The sequence below is a fragment of the Lentilactobacillus parakefiri genome (genome assembly GCF_002157585.1).
In the GTDB taxonomy this organism is placed as follows: Bacteria; Bacillota; Bacilli; order Lactobacillales; family Lactobacillaceae; genus Lentilactobacillus; species Lentilactobacillus parakefiri.
Window position 1 is genome coordinate 1 of the sequence record NZ_BDGB01000104.1, and the last position, 25,691, is coordinate 25,691.

20 protein-coding genes and 1 riboswitch are annotated in these 25,691 nt (G+C 44.8%); of the genes, 12 read left to right on the forward strand and 8 right to left on the reverse strand.

From position 1 onward, the window contains the following. Positions 1-535: 535 nt before the first annotated feature. A riboswitch (cobalamin riboswitch) is annotated at positions 536-724 on the forward strand. A gap of 234 nt (positions 725-958) precedes the next feature. The 4 genes from LPKJCM_RS10480 (at position 959) to LPKJCM_RS10495 (ending at position 5,699) form a co-directional block, all read left to right on the forward strand. Then, entirely contained in the window at positions 959-3,220 is a 2,262-nt protein-coding gene (locus LPKJCM_RS10480) for a DUF5776 domain-containing protein (protein WP_225364187.1), read from the forward strand. A 14-nt stretch (positions 3,221-3,234) separates the two neighbouring features. Next, positions 3,235-4,281, forward strand: a complete 1,047-nt coding sequence (locus tag LPKJCM_RS10485; RefSeq protein WP_057963294.1) for a prenyltransferase/squalene oxidase repeat-containing protein — start codon at positions 3,235-3,237, stop codon at positions 4,279-4,281. 157 nt (positions 4,282-4,438) lie between these two features. Next, entirely contained in the window at positions 4,439-5,044 is a 606-nt protein-coding gene (locus LPKJCM_RS10490; protein ID WP_057963293.1) for a hypothetical protein, read from the forward strand. Between the two features lie 13 nt (positions 5,045-5,057). Beyond that, positions 5,058-5,699 (forward strand): HD domain-containing protein, encoded by a 642-nt coding sequence (locus LPKJCM_RS10495; RefSeq protein WP_057963292.1) that lies wholly within the window; start codon positions 5,058-5,060, stop codon positions 5,697-5,699. A 38-nt stretch (positions 5,700-5,737) separates the two neighbouring features. Here LPKJCM_RS10495 and LPKJCM_RS10500 read toward each other — a convergent pair whose 3' ends face one another. Beyond that, positions 5,738-6,430, reverse strand: a complete 693-nt coding sequence (locus tag LPKJCM_RS10500; RefSeq protein WP_225364181.1) for a hypothetical protein — start codon at positions 6,428-6,430, stop codon at positions 5,738-5,740. A gap of 4 nt (positions 6,431-6,434) precedes the next feature. Then, positions 6,435-6,935: a Cys-tRNA(Pro) deacylase gene (gene ybaK, locus LPKJCM_RS10505; protein WP_057963291.1), complete on the reverse strand. Its 501-nt coding sequence runs from the start codon at positions 6,933-6,935 to the stop codon at positions 6,435-6,437. Between the two features lie 122 nt (positions 6,936-7,057). Between ybaK and LPKJCM_RS10510 the strand changes: the two genes are divergently transcribed. The 3 genes from LPKJCM_RS10510 (at position 7,058) to LPKJCM_RS10520 (ending at position 12,659) form a co-directional block, all read left to right on the forward strand. Then, on the forward strand, positions 7,058-7,789 hold the full coding sequence (locus tag LPKJCM_RS10510) for a GntR family transcriptional regulator (RefSeq protein ID WP_057963290.1): 732 nt from the start codon (positions 7,058-7,060) through the stop codon (positions 7,787-7,789). 816 nt (positions 7,790-8,605) lie between these two features. After that, positions 8,606-10,021 (forward strand): MFS transporter, encoded by a 1,416-nt coding sequence (locus LPKJCM_RS10515; RefSeq protein WP_225364182.1) that lies wholly within the window; start codon positions 8,606-8,608, stop codon positions 10,019-10,021. A gap of 250 nt (positions 10,022-10,271) precedes the next feature. Beyond that, on the forward strand, positions 10,272-12,659 hold the full coding sequence (locus LPKJCM_RS10520; protein WP_057963288.1) for a phosphoketolase family protein: 2,388 nt from the start codon (positions 10,272-10,274) through the stop codon (positions 12,657-12,659). An 89-nt stretch (positions 12,660-12,748) separates the two neighbouring features. Here LPKJCM_RS10520 and LPKJCM_RS10525 read toward each other — a convergent pair whose 3' ends face one another. The 4 genes from LPKJCM_RS10525 to LPKJCM_RS10540 form a co-directional block, all read right to left on the reverse strand. Next, entirely contained in the window at positions 12,749-15,988 is a 3,240-nt protein-coding gene (locus LPKJCM_RS10525) for a S8 family serine peptidase (protein ID WP_057963287.1), read from the reverse strand. 31 nt (positions 15,989-16,019) lie between these two features. Next, entirely contained in the window at positions 16,020-17,486 is a 1,467-nt protein-coding gene (locus LPKJCM_RS10530) for an amidase (protein ID WP_057963286.1), read from the reverse strand. A gap of 24 nt (positions 17,487-17,510) precedes the next feature. Further along, on the reverse strand, positions 17,511-18,425 hold the full coding sequence (locus LPKJCM_RS10535; RefSeq protein ID WP_057963285.1) for an RluA family pseudouridine synthase: 915 nt from the start codon (positions 18,423-18,425) through the stop codon (positions 17,511-17,513). Between the two features lie 70 nt (positions 18,426-18,495). Then, positions 18,496-18,966, reverse strand: coding sequence for a universal stress protein (locus LPKJCM_RS10540; RefSeq protein WP_057963284.1), 471 nt, complete (start codon positions 18,964-18,966; stop codon positions 18,496-18,498). Between the two features lie 161 nt (positions 18,967-19,127). Between LPKJCM_RS10540 and lplA the strand changes: the two genes are divergently transcribed. The 3 genes from lplA (at position 19,128) to LPKJCM_RS10555 (ending at position 21,154) form a co-directional block, all read left to right on the forward strand. Continuing rightward, positions 19,128-20,138 carry a lipoate--protein ligase gene (gene lplA, locus LPKJCM_RS10545; protein WP_057963283.1) on the forward strand — a complete coding sequence of 337 codons (1,011 nt, stop codon included), beginning with the start codon at positions 19,128-19,130 and terminating at the stop codon, positions 20,136-20,138. A 98-nt stretch (positions 20,139-20,236) separates the two neighbouring features. Then, positions 20,237-20,674: a hypothetical protein gene (locus LPKJCM_RS10550; RefSeq protein ID WP_057963282.1), complete on the forward strand. Its 438-nt coding sequence runs from the start codon at positions 20,237-20,239 to the stop codon at positions 20,672-20,674. Further along, a complete protein-coding gene (locus LPKJCM_RS10555; RefSeq protein ID WP_087069637.1) occupies positions 20,675-21,154 on the forward strand; it encodes a hypothetical protein in 480 nt (159 codons plus the stop codon). A 412-nt stretch (positions 21,155-21,566) separates the two neighbouring features. On the opposite strand, the gene LPKJCM_RS10560 is transcribed toward LPKJCM_RS10555, so the two are convergent. After that, the gene (locus LPKJCM_RS10560; RefSeq protein WP_057963280.1) at positions 21,567-22,517 is read right to left on the reverse strand and encodes an NADP-dependent oxidoreductase; all 951 of its coding nucleotides are present in this window, start codon (positions 22,515-22,517) and stop codon (positions 21,567-21,569) included. A 117-nt stretch (positions 22,518-22,634) separates the two neighbouring features. Between LPKJCM_RS10560 and LPKJCM_RS10565 the strand changes: the two genes are divergently transcribed. Next, the gene (locus LPKJCM_RS10565; protein ID WP_057963279.1) at positions 22,635-22,988 is read left to right on the forward strand and encodes an iron-sulfur cluster biosynthesis family protein; all 354 of its coding nucleotides are present in this window, start codon (positions 22,635-22,637) and stop codon (positions 22,986-22,988) included. Between the two features lie 450 nt (positions 22,989-23,438). On the opposite strand, the gene LPKJCM_RS10570 is transcribed toward LPKJCM_RS10565, so the two are convergent. Next, on the reverse strand, positions 23,439-24,017 hold the full coding sequence (locus tag LPKJCM_RS10570) for a TMEM175 family protein (RefSeq protein WP_057963278.1): 579 nt from the start codon (positions 24,015-24,017) through the stop codon (positions 23,439-23,441). 206 nt (positions 24,018-24,223) lie between these two features. On the opposite strand from LPKJCM_RS10570, the gene LPKJCM_RS10575 reads away from it, so the two are divergent. After that, a complete protein-coding gene (locus LPKJCM_RS10575) occupies positions 24,224-25,630 on the forward strand; it encodes an APC family permease (RefSeq protein ID WP_057963277.1) in 1,407 nt (468 codons plus the stop codon). The last annotated feature ends 61 nt before the right edge of the window (positions 25,631-25,691 follow it).

Consider the following 25,691-nt stretch of genomic DNA (forward strand, 5'->3'; position numbering starts at 1 on the left):
TCCGGGCCGCCTAGGAAAGACAAGCAAATATTTACTTTAACTTTGGGGGTACACCTCAAAATGTCCGCTTTTTTATTCTAATGATAAATAAAAAAACTGTCATCAGTAATAGATAAAAATCTATTACCAACAACAGATATTGTAGAACCTTATTCGCGTGGCTGGGGTCCTTCTCTTAGTTAGATTCCGCTGGTTTGTGCAGCTGTCCTCAAAAGCAGACTTAAGCGGGGAAAGAATCCTGAAATTCACAATCAAAAAACCATCATCAACTTAGTAATCGTGGAGCACAACCCCAGTCGCGCGATTATTCGCGTGGCTGAGGTTGTTCTCTTATTTAGGTTCTACTGGTTTGCGCAGCCGTCCTCAAAAGCTGACTAAACCGGAAAAAATTCTAAACCCCTAACTAAATTGAAACGCCACTAAACAAAGAAAATCCACAAGTCAACGTTGCAGCATTACGACAGAACACATTTGCATATCACCTGTAAATCTCTTTCGCTACAAATTTAAGTTAATTTCCAAAACACCCTACACCATTCTCAATTCCATGCTATAATTTTCAATGTTAAGAAGCATAATAAAACGGAAAAAGGTGCAAATCCTTTACAGCCCCTTCGCTACTGTAAGATTGACGAAGCTGTCACAACTCACTGGGTCACCCTGGAAAGAGGACAGTTGTAGGACGAGATCAAGTCAGGATACGTTTGTTATGCCGATTGCAAAGCTTCTTAGGGTCGGCTTTGTCAATTAATAGCGTAACTTTCGGATGTTTTCGTGTGCTCTCATTCAATGTCTGAACTTAGGTTATTAGTGATTGAGAAACGGCCCTGGCTAGCTAGACTAGCCAGGCTTTTTTGTTGTGTTCATTTTTTGTTGAGGGTACCAACACTATTTCATTATTTGGAGGAGCGCGCAGGCATGAAGAAAAAAACAAAGTAGGTATTTAGTCACATTGCTAGTGGGGATTTTCCTGCTATTTGTTGGTGGCGAAAACCTTGCCCAAGCTGACACCGCTGCCGATGTTGATTCGGCGTTGTCAACCGGCGTTAAGCTGACTGGACAGAAAGATACATTGGATGGCTGGGATGCCGATATTTTGGCGACCAGTGACAATGGCATTACCGATGAACAGGCACAGAATGCTTATCAGAATATTATTACAACTAATTATTTTTTAAGTGGGCAGGATCACGGGTATGCCGGCGTATCAAATGTTTCTGGAGTGATTGGCCTACGAGCGCTGGGGAAAGATCCGGCCAATGTTGAGAAGAAGGATCTTGTTGGTCAAGTTATCAATGACCCACAGGCCAAGATTGCCAAACCGAGTTTGTACACCCTGGTTAACGATCTTGAGGCACTAAGCACTGGTAGTTACGGTAAAGAAAGTGAAGCTGCTCGGACCACATTAACCAAGGCAATTTTAGATCAACGTGATCCCAATTCTGGAATCTGGACGGCTTCATGGGGGGACGTTGACCTAACCGCCCGGGCAATTCAATCACTTTCCATGAATATGAATCAGCCAGGGGTGCCGGCTGCTGTTGAAAAAGCCATTGCCGCAATTGAAAATAATTACTATCAACCAAATGGTGGTTTTGGCAATCAAACTAATAAAGAGGATCAGTACAATAACATCACAATGGTCAACGCCCTCGCGGCTGCCGGCGTTGACGTCTACACATCGTTAAACGGCAAATCTGATTGTCAAGCACCGGTTCAACGGTTATTGGACCAGAAAGATATTAGTGCTGACAGTAACTCCATGCTGCTCCAGCAGGCAACTTTCACTTTGGAGCAGGCGAAGTTTACCAAAGACGGTGGCCAGGGCTGGCTCTTCAACTTTGCCCAGAATCCAACCTTTAGGGCACGGGAACTCGCAAAGATCAATACCGCGGCAACGACTAAACGTCAAGCGATCAACAATGATTCACAGTCATCGGCAACTGACAAAACGACTGCCATCAACACCGTTAATCAAACCCTGGCGACTTACATTACAAAGATTAATGCCGACACCACTAGCGAAGCAGCAATCGCCGATCGGGCAGTGGGCGTCAATGAGATTAACCAGGTTAAGGTCGTTGATTCAAGTGCGGCTTCGTCCAGTGGTACCACGATTACAAACAACTACACCACCATTATCAATAGTGCTCCAAGCTCATCAAGTTCATCAGTCGCTGCCAGTTCATCATCAGCTGTGCCGGCGGTCAAGCCAACGACGACGAAGAAGCCAAAGAGTGCCAAGGGTTCGATTGTCTATGCTTTGACAACGGTCAAACTTTATCAGAATACTAATTTTGACAAACGCAATTTAACTAAGACGTATAAGAAGCAGGTACGGGCGAGCCGGCCAATGTTCCGGGTCCTCAAGCAGACAACAAATACCCAGGGGCACGCCATCTATCGGGTTAAAGATCTGAAGAGCGGCAGAACCGGCTATATGCTCTCAGCTGGTAAATATTTGGCCGGAGCGTACTATTCCGCAAAAGTCACTCGAATTAAAGTTCTCAATCGAAACGGTATCAACGAGTACAGCAACCCACAATTAAGCAGTCGAAAAAAACATGTTAGAAAAGACACCTCGCTGAACGTTAAAAAGGTGGTTGGCTACGGGCACGCTTCTCGCCTGCTGTTAACCAACGGCCGTTACGTTTCAGCGAATAAGAAACTGGTTTTTGCAACTAAGATTGTTCAGTCCAGTGAGCAGAATGCCGATACAGCTAGCACGCCAGTTGTCCCGACACCATCACCAGCGACGCCAACATCCAGTTCATCTTCGACTACCACCACGACTGTGCCGAATGCGTCAACCAACCCGTCCACGACGACAACCGGGTCAAACAATTCTGATACGCCTTCATCTAACACTTCCGGATCAACCGACAATCATTCAGGGACTGATACCAATGCCAGCACTGAAACCGTCACGGTGAGTGTCAATGCAAACGGCTCGGTACTGGCCAGCGGAAGCATTACCTTGTCTAAAGGCGCTACGGCACTGGATGCCTTGAATGCACTGGCTTCCCGGCATAGTATGTCGATCACAACGGTTGGATCCGGTATCACCGCTTATGTGAAAGGCATTAATGGCTATAATGCCGGTCCCGCAGGAACAATGACTGGTTGGCTATATTCAGTTAACGGCAATCAGCCAAACACATCAATTGGTGCGTATGTTGTGGGGAATGGCGATCGGATTTCTTTGAATTATAATAAATAAAAGAGGGGCTCAAAATGAATAAATTAACTAAAACGATTTTGACTTCGATTAGTGCGCTGATTATGACGACTACTTTGTCAACTAGCGCTGGTGCGGCTTCGGTCCACAAAGCCAGCACGGCGACGATTCATCGCCGGACCACACTCACATATGGTTATGCGAAAAAAATGCTTAAAGAAAATAAGACTGGATTATCTGGTAAGACCAGTTCGATTTTTAGTAAGCGATTATACTCAGACGCTGGTGCCGCTTCTGGCTATTCTGATTTCTTACTAGGATTGAGGGGAAATCATTACAAATTTACCACCAGCGAAAAGAATCTTCTGCGGAAGAATTTGGTCATTAAAAGTAATACCACGGCTGCTACGTTGGCCAATGCCGTGATGGCTGTGCAAGCAATGGGGATGAACGCGCAGAATTACAAACCCTATGGTCATAAGACCGGTATCAACTTGGTGTCACGGCTGTATCGAGCCAGCGTTACGAAGCAGACAGCTAGTTCACAGGCAGAAACCCTGATTGCCGTTTCCATGAGCAGTCATTTCAAGCGCCCCAGCAATGCCAAATTTAGCAAGGCCAGCCTGAGTTCCCGATTGGTTAAGGTGCAGCTGAATAACAATGGCTGGACCTACAACAATGCACAAGGGGCCAAGGATGCCGATACGACCAGTATGGTCCTCACCGGATTGTTGCGTGGAAAGTCAACGACCAATTCAGTTGAATCGAGTATCCAAAAGGGTCAGCAGTTCTTGTACAGTCTTGCGCAAAGTAACGGTGCTTTCGGATACACATTTAACGGCAAGACCACCCCGAACGCAAATTCTACAGCTGAGGCAATTATTGCCTTGGCAAATGCGTCAACAACCAAGAAATACGTGAATAGCGCAGCAATGCACGCCGGCCAAAAGGCAACTCCACTGTATGCCATGCTGACGTATGTTAATAAAACCGGCTCCATTAAAAATGCTGCCAGTCAGCTGTATGGTGTTGGTCAGGTGAACTTAGCGGTTGCAGCTTATAAGGCCGCTTTGAAGGGCCAATCGGTCTATTCAATTCAGTAAAGTGAACATGGTGAATGAAGCCGTCAATGAGCGAACAATCGCGAATGACGGCTTTTTGTAACCAAACGAAAGCAGCCAGTTTTGTTGCGGGTTGTTTCAGCTTGGACGATGCAAGGGTATACTAATGTTAGTTTCAACAAAATAGGGGGATTTCAAATTGGAAAATAATCGTTCCAATCTTAAAACACAGCTATTCTCGATGGTGACAGCTTATCGAAAGAATTTTTTTGTGATTGTCTGGGCAGTTGCTGCCGTCGTCTTCTTTTTGGGGGCACGGTTTCGAGTTGGGGCTGTCGACATTCAGGTGATGTCATCTTTTCGGTCATTGATCAATGAGATTCCTGCGATAACCGTCCATGAGCTGGCGATTGACACCCGACTGATCCTGCCGATACTTCTGTTATCAATGATTCCGACTTACATCCTTTCATCTGCCTGGTTAAGCCTGGCTGGGGCGTTGAATGCCGCCGGACTCGGTCTCTTTGTTGCTTCATCGTTTCAGATTGTTTCAAACGGCATTCGATGGTATTTGGTGATAGTTTACGTCATTGACTTGTTGTTGCTGTTGATGCTGCACTTGTTGCTTTTTGCGATACTGGCAGACATTAGCGACTTTTATGCCAAAAATCGCAGCCGGGTTCACTGGTGGACATTTTTTCTAACATGGCTGATGGCACTTAAACATACATATCTGCATTACTGGCAGTTATTTTGGGGGATTTTGGTTCTCCGAGTGATGATTAGTATCTTGACGAATATATAAAAGGGGTTTTCAAATGATTAATGGACTAAGACAAATCCGCGAGTTCGTTCAAAAAGAGCTCGGGTACGAAACGACCGGCCACGACTATACGCACATTGAGCGGGTCGTTAGTTTGGCCAAACTAATTCTAAAAGGGGAGCAGGCTGACGAGTCCCTCGTGATTATTGCGGCCTATCTGCACGACGTCAGCGATGACAAAGTGACGACTAATCCGGCTGCTAAACGAAAAGCGATTGCCGATCAGCTGATTGGCGTCGGTTATGATGACGCGTTTGTCGGCAAAGTTTTTGAAATCATTGATAATATGTCGTATAGCGCCAACTTGAAGACCCATCATCAATTGTCGATAGAAGGGCAGATTGTCCAAGATGCCGACCGTCTTGACGCAATTGGGGCGATTGGGATTGCTCGGACCTTTTACTTTGGCGGTCACTTTGGAGAAATTATGTATAATCCGCGGATTATGCCGCGAACGGGGATGGATAAGGCTGAATATCGCAAACGTGGGACAGTTATTAACCATTTCTATGAGAAATTATTTAAGCTAAAAGATCAGATGAACACGCCAACGGCAAAAAAAATCGCCGAACACCGCCAACAAGTCATGCAAGACTTTGTGGGCGAATTTGTCGACGAATGGAATGGTGCTAAATAAAGCGAAAGATCAGGGTCATCACGATTGAAATCAGCAAGTTAAAGAGTGAAATGATCACAATAATGACCGTCACATGGATCAGTAAATGAAAGAGAGCGGTTTGCAGTGGGGTCAATGAGATGATGATGGTTACTGCTATTAAACACAGGACCGCCTGCCAAAACCCCTGTTTGGTTGGCATTTTCAAAATCGGCCGGGCTTAAATCAAAGCCGCCGATACAAATGTTGGCGGCAATTATCAGAAATATGCCCATTGAAAGCCAGTTAAAGCTAGGCAATCCGAAAGTCAGTTGATTAAGTGGCTGGTCATAAACATTCACCAATGACTGGTAGACTTCGGAAATTAAATATTTTGCCATTAGCAGGACTGTCAAACAGCAGCCAAAAATGGGGGCAACCCCAATGAACAGGTTTCCCATGTTTTGATAAAGGTTCCGCTTGTTCCAAGTATGGTGGACGTAGCCAAGGGTGTCGCTGTCGGCCGTTGGGATGCGCAGCAGGCGAAACTGGTCAATGTGGTGGCCGAAAATTAACGCCACTAACAAATGACTGGCCTCGTGAATGATAATTCCAAGAAAGCCAAAGCCAATTTGACCGCCAACGCCGAACCGATTGGCAATCTGTTGTTTGGTGCGGTGATTGACAGAGGAAAGTAGATAGATAAAAAGAAAGGGTACTCCGATCATTAATCCGAGTACCAAACCGATATTTTTGAGCATCTCTTTGAGCATTCGATCATTCCTTTATGTCGGCAAATTTTCCCCCGATGAGGTCGACCATTTGTTGAGCATCAGCTTTGACGGAGCGACCGATTTGTCCAGATGAAACGATAATTTCACCCATTTCTTTAGCTTCTTGATCGACATAAATTGGGTAGTGAAACTTTTCCCAAATCCCAATGGGAGTGTTGGCACCATGCTGGTAGCCGGTTGTCTTCAACAGGTCCTTTAAAGGCACTAAATTGACTTTCTTGTTGCCGGAAACTTTGGCAAGCTTTTTTTCGTCCAAATGTTCGTCAACCGGAACGACGCCAACAACTGGACCGGTCGTTTTACCGGAGAAGACGAGGGTTTTAAAAATCTGGTGTTCATCAGTATCGACGTGATCGACACTGATTTGCTCGACGTCGCCTTCTTTATGAGTGGGGAATTCCATTTGTTCAAAAGGAATTTTGTGCTTATCGAGAATTTGTTCAACTAATGTTTTATGGACTTTATTTTTCTTCTTTTTTGACATTTAATAACACCTCAGGGATATTTTAGCACAACCGGCCACACGAATCTGTCTGAACAAAAGATGATAATCTGTTATACTTTACTGATAATAGATCAATTTAACGATTTAAATAAGGAGCACAAATGGCTGATTTAGTATATCGCAACATCATGAAGGACTTGAAAGAGCGCATCCAGGCCAATGAATTTGCCTCAAAGAAGCTGCCGGATGAACGAAGCTTAAGCGAATCCTATGGTGTTAGTCGCAGTTCAATTAAACGCGCGTTGAATGTTTTGGCAAATCAAGGGATTATCTTTAAAAAACGGGGCTCGGGAACGTTCATTAATCCGTTATATCAAAAGAACCAAACGATTTTTCAATATGAAGGCTCTAATCTGGGAGTTACCGACAGTTTTAAAAGTGACGGCCAAACACCCCAGATTAAATTGTTGGACTTCAAGGTGGTTCCGGCGAGTGAAGAACTTCAAACGGAGTTGTTCCTTAATCCGGGTGAGTTTGTTTACGAGATTAAGCGGCTACGGTCATTTGATGACAAACCATTTATGATTGAGCTCGGCTACATCCCAATTCGAGTGGCCCCAGAGTTGAACAGCGAACGGGTTGAAGGCTCGATCTTCAACTATTTTGAGGACGCAACCGGCAATTCAGTCACCAAGTCATTTATGACCATCACGGCCGATCCATCAACCAAGGAAGACCAGCAGTTGTTGGGCTTGAAGCCGGTGGAACCTGTTGGTGTGATGGAAGGTATTTTCTTTTTGGATGATGGCACGCCGTTTGAAGTTTCGAATATGCGAATTCATTATAAGTATCTGAATTATAATACCTTTGTGAATCTGGATGAGGACAAGTAGCAGAGGGCGACGAGCAACGGGTGATGCGGCTTCTAAGGGTGCTTTGACTGAAACCCCGTTTTTGGGTTTTAGTCAAAGCACCCTTAGAAATTAGCATCAGTTGCGTCGGAGCCCATTTCGGCTTGGTAAAAGGTAATCTCATAAGAACCAAAGCCACAAACAAGAACCACAGAGGGCGACGAGCACCCTTAGAAATTAACGGCCCGTCGCCCACAGGACTAGGCAGGCTTTCAGCCGGCCGTCGGAGCCCATTTCGGCTCGGTAAAAGGCAACCTCATAAGAACTAAAGCTGACCACAAACCATTTCTTAGCAAACTAAAAGAAGGTGATCCCCACGGGCTTCTACATCATGTTACTTATCGCAATCCTCGGCGTCTTATTTCTAATGTACGCACTAAGACAAAGGAACCGTCCCGCAGTGAAGGGCGTGTTCATTGTGATCGGCATTTTATTCCTGATATTTGCGGTGATCATTGCCACGCCCTGGGGGACGGATATTATTTCGCACATGTTTCAGTAATCATCAACTAAATCGCTATTCTCAATGAGACTGGGACAAAAGGCGTTTTGATCCCAGAATTTAACAGAAAGCGCCAATCATTCCTGGTTCTGGAATGGTTGGCGCTTTCTGTTAAATGGCGGGGATCAGCCGTTTGTTGCAGCTTTAGTACAAATATGAGTGGAGATCTAAATTGCAATTACAGATGGAAAACAAGTTTTGTCCGAGCCTCATTGTGAGCAAATTTTCCTACCACGACACTAAAAAAGCCTACTCTATAGATGAAAACTTTGATTTCCAGGAAGAAGGTGCCTCGCATGAACAACCAACCAAACACTAACAAACGATGGTGGATTTTCACCGCCGTCGTCCTATTGTCTTTCATGTCGACACTCACCAGCAGCATCGTCAACATTGCACTGCCAGTCATGTCACGGGCAATGAACGTGTCGACCTCACAAATTACTTGGGTGGCCTCGAGTTATCTGATCGTCACCTGTATGTTTCTGCTGCCATTTGGGAAGCTTGGAGATTTGTTTGGTAAAGCAAAAGTGTTTAGAGTCGGGACCGTGATCTTTACGGTTGCCTCCTTCTTTTGCGGCATTAACTTAGGTTTCACCTGGATTTTAGTCATGCGGGCAATTCAAGCACTGGGAGCCAGCATGACTTTGAGCACCAATGCTGGAATTATCACCGAGACTTTTTCCAAAAAGCAGCGTGGTCTCGCACTTGGCAGCTTTGGCTCGGTGGTTGCCCTCGGCAGTATTGCCGGACCGGGGCTGGGTGGCCTTATCCTCACCTATCTTCCCTGGAAAGATATTTTTTGGATTAATGTGCCAGTGGGGTTGGTGGCAATTGTTCTTGGTCAAATGGTATTGCCAAAAATGGAACCAACGTCTACTGGTAAAATCGATGGTTTTGGGATGCTGGTTTTGATTTTGACTGCCGGCAGTTTGTTCATGGGATTGATTCTTGGCCAGCAGCTTGGATTTACGAATTTGGTTTTTATCAGTTTGATGATTGCAACCGCTATTTTACTATCGGCCTTCATTTATTTGGAAAAACGGGCGACCAATCCCGTCATGAACTTTGAGTTATTTAAGAACGTTGACTTTTCTTTGAGTCTGTTAGCCACCGTTCTGGTCTATGGCATTAATTTTGTTGTCAACATTATTGAACCGATCTATTTAGAGCAAAATCGGCTTATCAGTACCGACCTCGCCGGCCTAATTTTGATCAGTTTCCCAGTTATTCAAATTGTTGTGTCCCCGTTTGCCGGGTGGCTCAGTGATCAATTTGGCTCGCATCGAATTGCCACAATTTCTTTGGCGATGCTCATCGTCAGTCAGGCTGGGCTGGCAACGGTTAATCACACAACATCTCTCCTGGAATTATGCCTCTGGCTTGGCTTCGTTGGTTTGGGGAACGGTCTGTTTCAAGCACCGACTAACGTATTGGTCATGAACTCGGTAACCAAGGACCAATTAGGCGTGGCCAGTGGACTGCTGGGTTTTTCCCGGAATACCGGAATGACCGTTGGGGCAATTTTTGCGAATATTCTATTATTTGCAGGAATCAGCATGAATCTTGGCCACACAACCAACGACTATCCGGTTGCGAAACCTGGTGCATTTATCGTCGGAATGCAATTCACATTTTGGATTACGATGATCATTTTGTTCCTACTATTCTTAGCTCAGGTTGCGGCTAATCGAAGGCGGAAAAATACTTGAGTAAAATGTTGGGAAAATTTGTTACAAAATATTAATAATAGTAGACTAAACATTTGTTAGCGTCCATAATGGCATTTAAGTATAGGATTTTCGGTAGCTAAATATTGGACCGTATCAATTTTCTAAAAGGTTGACTTTTTGAAAATATCGTTTAGTATTAGTGATGTAAATTGATTAAGAAACAGTTGGTGAATTTTACGAACATTCTATACAGAAGTTTGTTGCTAAATCGAAGAAGGAGTGTTAATTAATGACAGTAGATTACGATTCCAAAGAATATTTGGAACTTGTTGACAAGTACTGGCGTGCCGCTAACTACCTTTCAGTAGGTCAGTTGTTCTTGCGCGACAACCCATTACTTAAACGACCTCTTGAAGCCAAAGACGTTAAAGTTAAGCCTATTGGTCACTGGGGAACTATCGTATCACAAAACCTTATCTATGCAGAATTGAACCGTGTTATCAACAAATACGATTTGAACATGTTCTACATCGAAGGATCAGGTCATGGTGGCCAAGTTATGGTTTCCAACTCATACCTTGACGGTAGTTACTCAGATATCTATCCAAACATCAGCCAAGATGAAAAAGGTATGGCTAAATTGTTCAAGCAATTCTCATTCCCAGGTGGAGTTGCTTCTCATGCCGCACCAGAAACACCAGGTTCAATCCATGAAGGTGGCGAACTTGGTTACTCACTTTCACATGGTACCGGTGCGATCTTAGACAACCCAGATGTAATCGCTGCTGTTGAAATTGGTGATGGCGAATCAGAAACCGGCCCATTGGCTGCTTCATGGTTCTCTGACAAGTTCATCAACCCAATTACCGATGGTGCTGTTCTGCCTATTATTAACATGAATGGTTTCAAGATTTCTAACCCAACTATCCTTTCACGTATGAGTGACGAAGACTTAACTAGTTACTTCAAGGGAATGGGCTGGGATCCATACTTTGTTGAAGCAACTGCTGATACAGAGCATGCCAAGGTTGAAGCAGAATTTGCCAAGACCCTTGACCATGTTATTGAAGAAATTAAGTCAATTCAAAAGAATGCTCGTGAAAACGAAACTCCAGATAACGTTAAGTTGCCTAACTGGCCAATGATTATCTTCCGTTCACCTAAAGGCTGGACTGGTCCTAAGAAGGATCTCGATGGTAACCCTATCGAAGGTTCATTCCGTGCTCACCAAGTTCCAATTCCTGTCGCCGCAGGTTCAATGGAACATAAAGACTTGCTGATTGACTGGTTGAAGTCATACAAGCCTGAAGAATTATTTGATGAAAATGGGACTGTTAAGCCAGAAATCCGCGAAGTTGCACCTAAGGGTGACCAACGGATGTCAGTTAACCCAATTACCAACGGTGGTATCAAGCCAGAACCATTGAAGCTCCCTGACGTTCGCGACTTTGAAGTTAAATTCGATCGTGGTGTTACTCAGAAGCAAGATATGATTGAATGGTCAAACTGGTTAGAAAAGGTTGCTGAACTCAACCCAACCAGCTTCCGTGGATTCGGTCCTGATGAAACTAAGTCAAACCGTCTTTACAGCTTGCTTGATGACTCTAAGCGTCAATGGATGGAAGACATTCATGAACCATATGATGAAGATCTTGCAAACCACGGCCGTGTGATCGATTCACAACTTTCAGAACACCAAGCAGAAGGTTGGCTTGAAGGTTATGTATTGACTGGTCGTCATGGATTCTTTGCTACTTACGAATCATTTGGCCGTGTTGTTGACTCAATGTTGACTCAACACATGAAGTGGTTGCGTAAGGCTTCAGAACAATACTGGAGAAAGCAATATCCTTCATTGAACTTTGTTGATACTTCAACAGTATTCCAGCAAGATCACAATGGTTATACCCACCAAGATCCAGGTATGTTGACTCACTTAGCTGAGAAGAAGCCTGAATTCATCCGTGAGTATCTCCCAGCAGATGCCAACACATTGTTAGCAGTTGGTGATGTTGCATTCAGAACTTACGAAAAGATCAACTTAATCGTTACTTCAAAGCACCCACGTCGTCAATGGTACACAATGGATGAAGCTCAAAACCTCGTTAAGAACGGTCTTGGCTACATTGATTGGGCATCAACTGACCAAGGTCAAGAACCAGACGTTGTCTTTGCTGCCGCAGGTTCAGAACCTAACTTGGAAGCATTGGCTGCTATCTCAATCTTGAACAAGGAATTCCCAGAAATGAAGATTCGCTTCATCAACGTTGTTGATCTATTGAAGCTTCGTTCACCTAAGGTTGACCCTCGTGGCTTGAGTGATGAAGACTTTGACAACTTGTTCACTACTGACAAGCCAGTTATCTTCGCATTCCACGGTTTCGAAGGCTTGATCAAGGATATCTTCTTTGATCGTCATAACCACAATCTTCACGTTCATGGCTACCGTGAAAATGGTGATATCACGACACCATTCGACATGCGTGTCTTGAACCAATTGGATCGTTTCAACCTTGCTAAGGAAGCTGTTCAAGATATTCCAGCTTACACAATCAAGGGTGGTTACTTCATCCAACGTATGAATGACATGGTTGATAAGCACAATGCTTACATCCGTCAAGAAGGTACTGATCTTCCAGAAGTTGTTGACTGGAAATGGGAAGGCCTTAAAAAGTAATTTGATCGTTAATGATTAAATGACAATAAAAAGAAGCTCGAAATCAGAAATGGTTTCGGGCTTCTTTTGTTATCTCGTCACTTGAAAAATTAGCTTTTGGTGACGTTGAGAATTTTAGTGACGGTATTGCCGGTTTCATCAACGGCGGATACTTTAAAGATATTTTGACCGTCTTTTAAATCGAACGTTTGACTAAATTGATGCGGACCGTGTGGATTGGGATTGGCTCCTGGATCTTGGTCATTCACCCAACCGGCATCGTTTTGCTCATGGAAAATGTTATCACCGTTAATGAACAGCCGATAACCGTCAACGTTATCATCCACTGATCCACTGATTGTGAAGGTGGGATGATTGGTGGTGATTTGACTGTCATTACCGGCTGAATCAGATAAGTTGAGCGTTGGCAGGGTTGTATCAACCATGACCACCAAAGTTCCTTTTGCGGTCACGGTCTTGTGCTTATGCTGAGTCTGCAAAATATAACCGATCCCACGTTGGGTGGTTGGATTGAGGGGCATTTCAAAGGTGAATTTACCATTTCGCTGGATTTTGACCTGGTTGATTGCCGCCTCTTGATTGGGCGTTCTTAAGATCGTCAATTTTGATTTGGGGTTAGCAACTTTGCCGGCAATGGTTAACTGATGGGTCGCAGAATTGTAAACCTTGCTGGCAGCGTTAATCAAGGTGTAATTGTTGTCGTTTAAGCCACTGAACTTAATGCCGGCTGTTGGGGTAAATCTGGTTGATACCGCAAATTTATCACGGCTCCACATTGCCTTCAGGACATTGGTTTTGGTCGTCCAAATGATTTGGGACCCCTTTTTCTTGGAGATAGTGACGTGGCGATATTGTGTTGGACTAGTCGAGATTGTCTTTTTAGTCTGATTGCCGGCAACGTCGGCCAATTGGAGCTGAATGTGCCCCTTGGCGTTCTTTAAAGCCTTCTGTTTGGCTGCGGAGAGATTGTAGACTAGATGACCAGAATTGGTCTGACCGTTATTATTCAGACTAACGCCGACTGATTTTGAAGCAATTTTGACTGCCAAGGCAGAAATGTTGGTAAATCCTGCACCGACATCTGAATAACGAACTGTCAATAATCCGTAATGATAAACGGCTTGATTGATCTTTGGGGCAACCGTATCAACTTTGACCGGCAGGCTGGTCGTTTGGTCTTGGTCAGTTCCGTCGTTGTAATTGGTTGTTTTGAGAACATAGTGGTACTGACCATCTGGGACCACCCTCATTTTACCGGTGGATTGATCATACGCCATACCGTTCCAGTCGAGGGCTTTCGGATTTAGCCGCATCGATGGTGAAATCGATAAATCATCGGTATAGCCGGTTGTCAGCTCTTGAATGGATTTTTGAGTATTATTTTCCTGGTCGATTGTCCGAACTACGTTACCTTTGCTATCAGTAATCTCAGCAGTAACGTGCTGCAGATCTTGGGTGGTAAAAATTAACGGGCTGATGGCGTCAGAGCGCCCATCACCATTTGGCGAAAAGGCAACTTTATCGCTTTGAATTCTTTTAACAATTGAATCTCTCAAGGAATCAGGATCGCTCAAAGTGTTCAGCCAGCTTGCCAAGGAGGTGCGGTCACTTAATCCAAGCGGCATATTTTTGGTGTCTAATAAATAATTGCCACCAAAGATGTTATCAGGTTGGTTAACCGGCTTATCAACCACCCGTTCCTGAGTTGGGTCACCATAGTAGCCAAAATAAGGAACGGTGAGATTTTGGGTAGCATCGCTGTTCTCAAATGTAACGTACCCCTCGGCTACTTCATTCTTGGCAGCTTGACTGCCGATATCCAACGTGAAGTTGACGTTGGCAGTTTTTCCAGGGGCCACCGTTATATCAGTTGTGTCTGGCTTAAGTGATGCGCCGGCAATGCTTGTATCGTGGACCGGACCCACGTTATGTTTATTAGTCTCTCGGACTTCCGTGAATGGGCCGTTGCTGGTGTTGACGTGATAAGTGGCGGGCGTACTTCCGAGATTTGTAACCGCGACCTTGAAGCTGGTTGTTTGGCCGATACTTCGTAGTGAAACCGATCCCTGTTGAGAGGTGGATGAGGGGTCAAAGGCCACCGCATTCAGGTTAGCAGCGTTTCTCACATTCACCTGGCCGGTACCTTGAGTTCTAGGTGAAACAATTTCTCCTGGATACTGATCATCCGCCATGGGAGCTACCGTATTCATGAGTTGTAATCTAACTGTCCGAACCAGGTTGGCTCCTTTAAGGTCTGGTTGGGTCTTCTTTAGTTTCTGCATGATGAGAGCAGCAGCTCCAGCGATGTACGGTGAAGCAAAAGAGGTCCCCGTGTCGGTTGTTAAATGATTATTCTCATCAAGCACGCCAACCCGCTGACCTGGTGCGCTGACATCAGGTTTTAAGGTAAATTCTGGCGTAGGGCCCCAAGCTGAAAAGGAATCCATCTCACTTTTGTCGCCTGCAGCAATATTCTCATCACCAACAGTTGTGGCGAACGGAGAAACGGCGGGGTCACTAATCGTCCCAAAGTTGGCGGGCTCGTAAGCGGTAACCGTTGAGTTGGATTGTTCGTTGTAGCCGTTGTTGATGCTTCCGGAGTGGCCAAAATTACTGCCGGCAACTGCCACGAAAACACCATGATCAGTTGCGTATTTGACGGCAGCCTGCTCTTGATCAGTTAGCGATTTTGCGGGAACGCCAATCCCCAATGACATATTGATCACGTCGGCACCAAGGTCAACGGCGTCATAAATTGCTTTAGCAATATCACTGGGCCATTCGTCAGAGAAGCCACCATACATTTTCATATTCAGTAACTGTGCTTCCGGGGCAACCCCTTGAACCCGTTGCGTATTTGATTTGAGACCGGCACCGTTTGCAGCAACGACGCCTCCGACCATTAAGCCGTGATAGCCGGAAATATTATCAGCCTGGACATCGCTGTTGCTATTGTTGACATAGTCGTAGGCAAAGGGAATCTTCGGGCTGACATAGGTGCCATAGCCCTTTTGAGCGATTAATCGTTTTGCATCTGTCTTGGTAATTCTTGCCGTATCGTTATTTGAAAGGACAAACTCATGATTATTTTGAATGCCGCTATCTAAAACGGCAACCACCATTCCCTGACCTTTATAGCCTTGTGACCACAGTTTAGGGACGTTTCCTTTATTAAGGGCTTTTTGATTAGCGGCTTCAGGTGTTAAGGCTTTGGCCTCGGCTAATTGTGTCTGTGGGCCGGTAAGTGTTAAGTCAGAACTGGTAAATGCGAAAATCCCAACGGCACTTGCGGTTGCCAGTAGACTAATGACTTTTGTTAGTTTAATCATATTCTCTTCCCCCCAACTTGAAGTATAAAGCTCATTTCAAAAAGTGAAATTGGTGGGCGTCCTCAAATAGTTTCCCCATTTGAAGCAATAGATCCTCTCGTCCCTTTCGAGCAACAAATTGGATCCCTAATGGCAGGCCATTGTCACCAACGTGGGTCGGGAGGCTAATGGCTGGCTGACCACTGATATTTGCCAACTGAGTAAACGGCGACAAGGTCAAAGCCGGCAGCCACTGGTCCCAAATCAGCTGCATTTGTTCATCTGAATTAAAGTCTTCAATATGTTGCATTTTTTCCAGGTTCTCATCCGATACCAACTGCTGATCAATCCTTGGCGCCTGTTGTGCGGTGGTGGGCGTCAAGTAGAGGTCAAATTCCTGCTGAAACGCATCCATATCGCTGGCAACATTATCCCAGAAGGACAGTGCCTGACTATACTGAACAGCAGTGATTGAACGACCGGCATATCCTAATGCCCATGCCAATGGTTCAACGTTAGGCTTGATCACCTGATCGGCTAAATGCATGTTGGCAAACATGGTGGCAGTTTCACCTGCGTTCATTAAGTAATAGCTCTTCATTAACCCGATCCCGTCGATGGGTGCGTCTGCAGGAACCAAATGGTGACCTTGAGCGGTTAAAAATTTGACGGCATCGAGGACGGCCTGCTTTGCTTCATCCGATACCGGTGTTCCAACTGGTGACTCGGTTGAGTAGGCAATCGTCAGCTCATTGGGCAGATTGTTAAGGGTGGAAGTGAAACTTTCGGCTGGTAGTGGCACCTGGAATGGGGCTGCCATCTGAACGGTTGAAATCGCGTCGAGCAGTCTCGCAGTGTCATTCATATCTCGGGTGATGGCAAAGTTGATCGAAGCGCCCTGCCAGCCGCGCCATTCGCCAGGGCCGGCCGGAACTCTTCCCCGGGTTGGTTTTAAGCCAATGGTACCGGAGAAAGATGATGGAATTCGGATGGAACCTCCGCCATCATTACCCCCAGCAATCGGCAGCCAGCCGGCACCAACTGCTGCCGCGGATCCGCCTGAAGAGCCTCCTGGCTGGTAATCGGTGTTCCAAGGATTGTGCGCATCACCATACAATTTTGAATCGGTCACATTTTTAAAGCCGAATTCCGGCGCGTTGGTTTCACCCACCGGGATGAGCCCCGCATGCAGAAAGGCTTGGACGAAATTATTAGTGATCGTTGCTTTATAATCTTTTAAAAGCATTGAACTGGCAGTATCAGGTTCACCTTTGAATGATTGGCCGAGGCCTTTCAATAAAATTGGGACGCCGGCAAATGGTTGGCCGGACTCATTAAATTGGCTGGCCATCTTCTTGGCCCGATCCCCCCACAAAGTAGTGACTGCATTGAGTGCTGGGTTACGTTTTTTCACGGTATCAACTGATTCGTCAACCAGCGCCACCCGATCCAACTTGCCCTGGCGGATTAATTCTGATAGTTCAGTTGCCGAGTAACGGGATAAATATGTTTCTGTCATAATTGACTCCTCTCTAACGCACGATTAATCACGGGATAATCCCTTTTCAAAGTTGATGAAATGATCAGGGAGTGGTGCCTCAATCAATTTTCGCTGTTTCGTAAATGGCATTAATAAGTCGACTTTCCAAGAATGTAGCATTAAGAAAGGGCTACCATTACTTGAATTATACAGCGGATCGCCGACTAACGGGTGTCCAAGCGCGGCAAAATGCACCCGAATTTGATGAGTTCTCCCGGTTTCCAGCGAAACCTGCAGCAGTGAGTACCCTGAGTGGCGACGTAGTACCTGGTAGTGGGTCAGTGCGGAGACCGCGTTTGGACCGTTGGCCTTTCGTTTGCGCTTATCATCCGGGTCGCGGCCAATTGGGAAATTAATGGTGCCTTGGTCAGGTAAGTCGGTTCCCTCAACCCAAGCTAAATAAGTCCGCTTGATTTGCTTGTTGGCAATGTTGGCCACCAGGATCGGCACAACGACCGGATTCTTAGCAAAAATAATCGCGCCGCTGGTCTCCTGATCCAAGCGGTGAATCATGTAGGGAACTGTGCCCTCGGTTGCCAAATAAGCTGCCAGATGATTAATGGCCGCCCCAACTTCCCCAGGTTGATTGGGATGAGTTTTATCACCACGATGCTTATTCATGACGATTAAATCGTTATCTTCATATAGGATGGCAACGGTAGCCGCGGAATCTGCGGTAACCGTTGGAAATGGTCTGGCAAAATCTTCCGGCACAAAGGTCAGTTGTATTTGGCTGCCGGCCCTAACCGGAAAATTCACCGGCTGATAGTGGCCGTCAACCAGCACCCGTTTGGCATGACGGATACTGTAAACCAGATGCTTGGGTAGCTGCCAATAGCTGCTTAAAAGCGTCTTTAAAGGACGACCGTTCATGGCTTCTGGCACGGTCTCTTTAAAACGCCATTGAATATCTTTCATTTGAATTGTCCTTAGTCATTGATAGAAAAAAGGCGGCGACAAAATTGCCGCCGCCCACACGCTGTTCTTATTATTTGCTTTGCGGTGTTTTGTCCTTAGGTCGAACAATAAGGACATCACACTTAGCAGTTCGAGTCACGTAACTAGTTACTGAACCAATAATCAATCGTTCAACGGCACTCAGACCCGTTGATCCAATCACGATGACGTCGTTGTTGTGGTCCTTGGGAAATTCACGGGCAATGATTGGTTTCGGATTGCCAAATCGGATGTGGATGTCGACGTTTTTGACGCCAGCGTCCTCAGCTTTCTTTTGGTATTTCTTAAGCTGGTCATCGGTATTTTCAGTTAACTTGAAAACAACGTCGCCACTTACAGCACTTCCATAAGTCTGGTTAAATTGATTTACTTCCAAAATGTTTAAAATATCCAAATGTGCATCGTTATCCCGAGCGACTTCTATTGCTCGGTTTAGCACTTTCTCAGTTGCTTTTGAGCCATCTACCGGTACCAAGACATTTTCATATTTTTGCTGTTGCATGTCAATCACCCCGTATTCGTATTGTCCTTACCTAAACTATACCATTCTCTTCGATAGTTGTAATCAATTAAAATTTTCAACCTTTTGCTTGTGATTGTAATCGCTTTCCTAACGTGCTAATATTCAAGGTGATCAACTAAATGAAAAGAGGCTGTTATTTTATGTACTATTATGTCATGAAATCCAATGATATCAGACGCAATTTGGCTACTGAACAGTATTTGATGAACGAAATCAAATTTGATGAACCGTTGCTGTTATTTTATATTGAAGGACCATGTATCATTGTTGGCCGTAATCAAAATACACTTGAAGAAATTAATAAAAAATATGTTGATGAACACGGAATCGTTGTGACCCGTCGTCTTTCCGGCGGTGGCGCTGTCTACCAAGACTTAGGCAACCTTTGCTTTAGTTTCGTGGTTGATAGTGATAGCGAGGAATTCGGCGACTTTAAATCATTTGTTCAACCAATCGTTGATGCGCTTCACGATATGGGTGCTAAATCTGTTGAAGTTAGCGGCCGTAACGATATTTTGGTTGATGGTAAGAAATTCTCTGGCAATGCCATGTACACCAAGGGTGGCAAGACGTTCTCCCATGGCACATTGATGCTGGACGTTGATTTATCAGTTATTCCAAAGGCACTGGATGTTCCTGAAGACAAGATTAAGTCAAAGGGAATCAAGTCGGTTAGCTCACGGGTTACCAACCTGAAACCATACTTGTCACCGAAGTATCAGGACTTAACCACCCCTGAATTCCGTGATCGTTTATTGAAAGAGTTGTTCCACATGGATGACCTCGATCAGATCAAGGACAAGGAATACCACTTAACAGATGAGGATCAAAAGGGAATCGATAAGATCTTCGACGATTACTACAATAACTGGGATTGGGTATATGGTAACTCACCAGAATTTACCGTTAAGAAGCGTCAACACTTTACTAATGGTACTATTGATGCCCGTTTGCAAGTCGATGATGGTAAGGTCTCTAACGTCAAATTCTTTGGCGACTACTTTGGCCCACAAGACTCGACGGCAGTTGCCGACAAATTAAAGGGGGTTCGTTTTGAGCGTAAAGACTTCGAAGATGCCTTGAAAGATGTTGATTTGAACCAGTACTTCACCGGAATTTCTCGTGACGATTTCTTTGATATGCTTTTCTAAACTGCTGGAATAAGGTACACTAAAACTGGTATTAAAAAGATAAATTCCATTCTCGAATTTATCTTTTTTTGTTGGAATTCTGGAGGGTAAAACGTTAAATGAAAAAAGAAGAAACGCAGACGATTTTCTGGGCCGTGATCTCGCTGGTGGTTTTCCTGGCAACAACTTGGCTGATGACATTGAGCTTTATGAAACTGAAGGCACCCGCTACGGCAGGGGAGGCACTGCAGGTCACTGGGATTGCGGTTGCCTTTTACGCTGCAACATTAATTCTGGCGGCTTTGCGGGTTAAAATCAGTTATTATTTGCTGGCGGTGGTGATTGCCGTTTATTCAGTGGGCTTTGTTGGGATGATCTCAACCATGTTTTTGAATAGTGATGCCAGTATTTTGGTGAAGCTGTTTGTATCAGCGGTTGCGGCGTTTGGAATTCTCGTGAACGTCTACTGGTATATCTTGGCGTTTAGATTAAGAGCTGCACTGCAGCACGATACATTTCAACGGCGAATCAATCGACAAAAGGGATTAAAAAGATAGGTGACTAATTTGGAAAAAGATGCAGCAAGTTTTGTTGACGACTTGATCAATGAAAAGATTGAAGGTAAATCTTTCAGTAAGAAGCTTAGCGAAATCATGAAAGACCCGGCCAAGGTGATGCAGCCGGTGTATGACTATGTTGAGGAACAACTGAATCTGGGGAAATTGGCCTATGGTGAGGTTAAAGCGTCCGACGAGGATGTCAGCTTACGACTTGAAACGAACTTAATTAATTTGCCGTTTCAAGATGCCAAAGTGATTAGTAAGATGATGCAGGATCAAGCGACGCTGCCCGTGAATGTGTACATCGTCATTGCGTCGCCGTGGGTCAATAAGTCCAGCTTACGAATTGACGAGGTGGCAAGTGCCGATGATTATGTCGGTAACGTGGCCAACTACTTGGACCAGATGAATAACTGGGTATCAGAGCATTTGGACATGGTTAAAGAAAATCTTGAAAAGCAGCCTGAAGAAAAGTAGGTTTATGAAAGAAGCCTTGATGTTTTCATCAAAACATGGCATAATACGGGTATGCGATGAGTCGAGAAATCACACAGCATTTATGCTGTCGCGCAAGCGATTAATGTGAATTCGAGCGGGACACAGCTTAAGGCACAGATTTGCTGGTGTTTGACTTTAGCGGATTGTGGAATCCAAGAGGTCCATCTACTTTGGTAGGTGCCGTCATAAAGGGTTAGCTGAATAATTTCAGCTAACCCTTTTTTTGATGCTTTGTGAAAAGTGGTTTCCGTCGTCTGTTGACCAATCACGTTTGAACAAATCCACACTTTTTCGTCTTTTCGCTTTGAATACGACAGACCAAAATAGTGGGACACTAAGCAGTTTTTAGCTTATATTCCGACAGCTAACCGCTTAGTGTTCCACACTGCTATTAAATATTCAGAATGAGCTTACCAACGATATGGCCAGTTTCACTGAGCTTATGCATCTCGCGGACGTTTTCGGCGTTAAATTTTAGCTGGGTTGCAATCGGGACTTTCAGCTTTCCGGCACCAAGCTTATTGCTTAAAGCTGTGATAACGTCCTTATCGGGATGCGCATTAATCTTTTCAAATGATACACCATACTTTTGACTGAGTTCCTCGACCTGATCAGTGGTCTCAACAATCGAAATGATTCGTCCGCCGGGTTTGACGACCTTAAAGGCGTCCAATTGATTTTGACCGCCTAAGGTATCAAAGACTAAATCAACTTCCGGTGATACTTTGGCAAAATTTTGGGTTTTATAATCAATCACTTTATCGGCACCAAGTCCTCGGACATATTTATCATTGGCAGCACTGGTTGTTGTAATGACGTGGGCGCCAATCTGCTTGGCGAGCTGAATCGCCATGGAGCCAACACCGCCAGAACCTGCTAAGATTAAAATGGTTTGGCCGACTTTGAGATGACCGGCATCGAATAAGGCTTGCCAAGCAGTTGTGCCGGCAAGTCCCAGTCCAGCAGCTTCCTGAAAGGAGACTGTAATCGGTTTGTGGGCAGCTTGGTCCGCGTCAATTGCGTAAAATTCCGCATAGGTTCCGCGATTACTTGGGGTTCCATAACCAATCACGGCATCTCCAACCTTAAAGCCGGTAACGTGGGCCCCAATCTTCGAAACAACCCCCGCCATCTCTTGGCCGAGAATAATCGGGAAGTCAAATGGATAACGCTCTTTTCGCAAACCTTTCCGGGTTTTCCAGTCAATCGGGTTAACACCAATACTGACGACTTTCACCAGGAGTTGGTCATCGTTGATGCTTGGGATTGGCATTTGCGTTTCAGTTAGTTGTTCTTTATCACCATAATCGTTAATGACGACGGCGTTCATTCGATCTGTCATTTAATCACCTCGACAATATCATAACAGTTAATCAAGATTATGAAAAATCAAAAAGATTGTGCGCAATTCAATTGACATTTTGGTACAGAAGTTTAGGATGATATTAGAGGTGAGAAGATGAAATTAACAATTACAGATGAGGCATTAGCCCAACTTAAGAAAGCTTTCCCAACTGAAAGCAAGCTCCTGCTCAGCTTCGATGATGGGGTTGGCCCATTTTCCAAGGTTGGGGTGTGCTCGTTGGATACTAGTTATGACGTGATTGCCGTTAATAAGGACGCCGAGGTACCAGATTATGATACCAAGCTGGCTGCCAACGTCGGCGACTGGTACTACAAGGGGTACAGCAAGACTTACCTTGATAATGATATGAAACTCGATTATCGAAACCATCAAGTTGTTCTGAGTGGTGAAAGCGGGATCCTCGATAGTAACATTGAATTAAAAGATTTAACGAAGCAACAAGCATAATCAAAAAGAGTGGGGCACGAGGCGTTTTGATCCCAGAATTTAAGTAAATAATCCGGTTATTCCTGGTTTTGGGAATAACCGGATTATTTGCTTAAATGGCCGGGATCAGCCGATTGTCGCACGTTTAATCTAGATGACAGTGGAACACAAACGAGGCCGAGACATAATTATATCTCAATCTCGTTATGGACTGTAACAGGGTTTGGAACTGCGAATATAATTTGTTGAAGCAAAGGTAATTTAAATTGGGCGCGATAAGCCAAGGAGGACGAGATAATTGTTGGGAATTAGTTTACCTATTACTATATTATCCTTTGCAATGATGTTAATCGTGAAAGACAGAGACCAGAGAATCAATCAATTGTTCCTAACGATCTTCATCATTTCACTAGGGTTGGTATTTGTATCCTTACTGACTTTTTTTAGGATGCCTGATTAATGACTGCTGGCTTAAATCCGTTTAGCAGCCCTTTCGATTTTCCGGTAGGGCATGACCCACAGCAGCATGACAATAAAGGTGCCGATCATGCCAAACTCGTGCCAGTAAAAGGAAACCAGAAATACCAGGACGAACGCAACCAGCGTATAAATACTCTTGGGATCACGTTTAAGCGCGGCAACCAAAACGGGAACGGTACGGTTAGCCCGCACTAAGCTGACCCGCAGGAGATTCCAAGATAAATTGATGGCAATAAATAGGAGCGTATAGAGTTGTGAGCCAAACAGGTTTTGGTGATCGGCGTCGACGATGGCAGTGGCAAATGGAACAAACGATAGGAAGAATAGCAATAATGTATTTGACCAAATCACAAAGCCGTCGATCGTTTTGACTAGTAGGAACATGTGGTGATGGTTTCCCCAGACAATTGCCAGTAAAAAAAACGAGATGGCATATGACATCAGTTCTTCGCGAATTCTCCACAATCCTTGCCAGCTGTATGACTTTGGTGCACCCAGTTCAAGGACCAGGACGGTCATAATAATTGGGATAATGGCGTCAGTAAACGCCTCAAGACGATTCTTTTTCAAGTTTGTTCCCCCTTCAGATGAATCCCTTTACTTACAGAATACAATATTTTTCTGATGAGTGGGGATTTGGTGTCTTGCATAAAATTTCAAAATATTTCCATTAAACCGGTTACATCAATCATTTGAAATTGACTTTATCCATGCCGAAAAGTTAAAATAGAATAAGTATTTTAATCAGGAATTCATTTAACTGTGGAGGCACGTTTATGTCATTATTAGCTCGTATTTTTCGCCGAGAGCAATTGGATCGCTATCTTGAGACTGATAAAAAATTCATTAAGACCATGTCAGCCTTTGATTTAATTGCTTTAGGCATTGGTGCCGTGATCGGTACTGGTATTTTTATTCTCCCAGGGACGGTTGCGGCAACCAAAGCCGGGCCCGGTATTATTCTGTCATTTATTGTGGCAGCAATTGTCTGTTCGACTGCCGCAATGTGTTACGCAGAATTTGCCTCGGCATTGCCCGTTGCCGGAAGTGCTTATTCATATGGAAACTTGGTCTTTGGTGAAATCATCGGCTGGGTGCTCGGTTGGGCACTGATTCTGGAGTACGTATTGGCCGTTGCCGCGGTTTCCAGTGCTTGGGGCGCCTACTTCCAATCATTTCTCGCGGGCTTTCATATCGGCTTTCCAAAGGCGATTTCCGGGCCGTTTATGCCTAGTCAGGGGACTTATGGCAACTTGATCGCCATTATTATCGTCATCTTGATTTCTTGGATGTTAAATCAGGGGATGCGCTCATCGGTGCGTTTGAATAATATTATTGTCGCTGTAAAAATCGGCATCATTCTGTTGTTCATCTTGGTAGGCCTTTTCTACATCAAGCCTGGTAATTGGCATCCATTCTTGCCGTTTGGCTGGCATAGTGCCCATGGTGGGGTGCTTGGTGGCGCGGCTGCCGTCTTCTTCGCCTACCTTGGTTTTGATGCGGTCTCAAGCTCAGCTGCCGAGGTGAAGAACCCCAAGAAGAACATGCCAATTGGAATTATTGGGACTTTGATTGTGGCGACAATCCTTTACGTTGGGGTTTCAATTGTTTTAACCGGAATGGTGTCTTACACGAAATTAAACGTGTCCGACCCAGTTGCCTTTGCGCTGCAATTCGTTCATTTAAACTGGGTTGCCGGAATTATCTCTTTGGGTGCCCTAGCAGGGATGTTCACGATGATGGTCACCATGATCTACAGTTCATCGCGGTTGATTTATTCGATTGGTCGGGATGGCCTGCTGCCAAAATTTCTCGGTAAGCTTGATCAAAAGGGCAGTCCCAGAAACAGTATGATTACGATTACGATCATCATTGCTTTCATGGGTGGTTTCGTGCCTTTGGAACAACTGACCAACCTGGTTAACATTGGGACTCTGATTGCCTTTCTGTTCGTCTCATTTGGGATTATTCCCCTACGACGGAATAAAGAAATTCAAAACCACCATGGCTACCAAGTGCCGTGGTATCCAGTCCTGCCGATTGTTTCCGGTTTGTTGTGCATGCTGATGCTGTCACAATTGCAGGCTGAAACTTGGATCGCTTCTGGAATCTGGTTCGCATTTGGACTGGTGCTTTACTTTAGCTATGGGATTCGTCATAGTCAGCTTGGAAAAAATAGTTAACGAAAAATGACATGCAAAAAAGCTTGCGACAAAATTCTTCTTTTTGTCAGCAAGCTTTTAT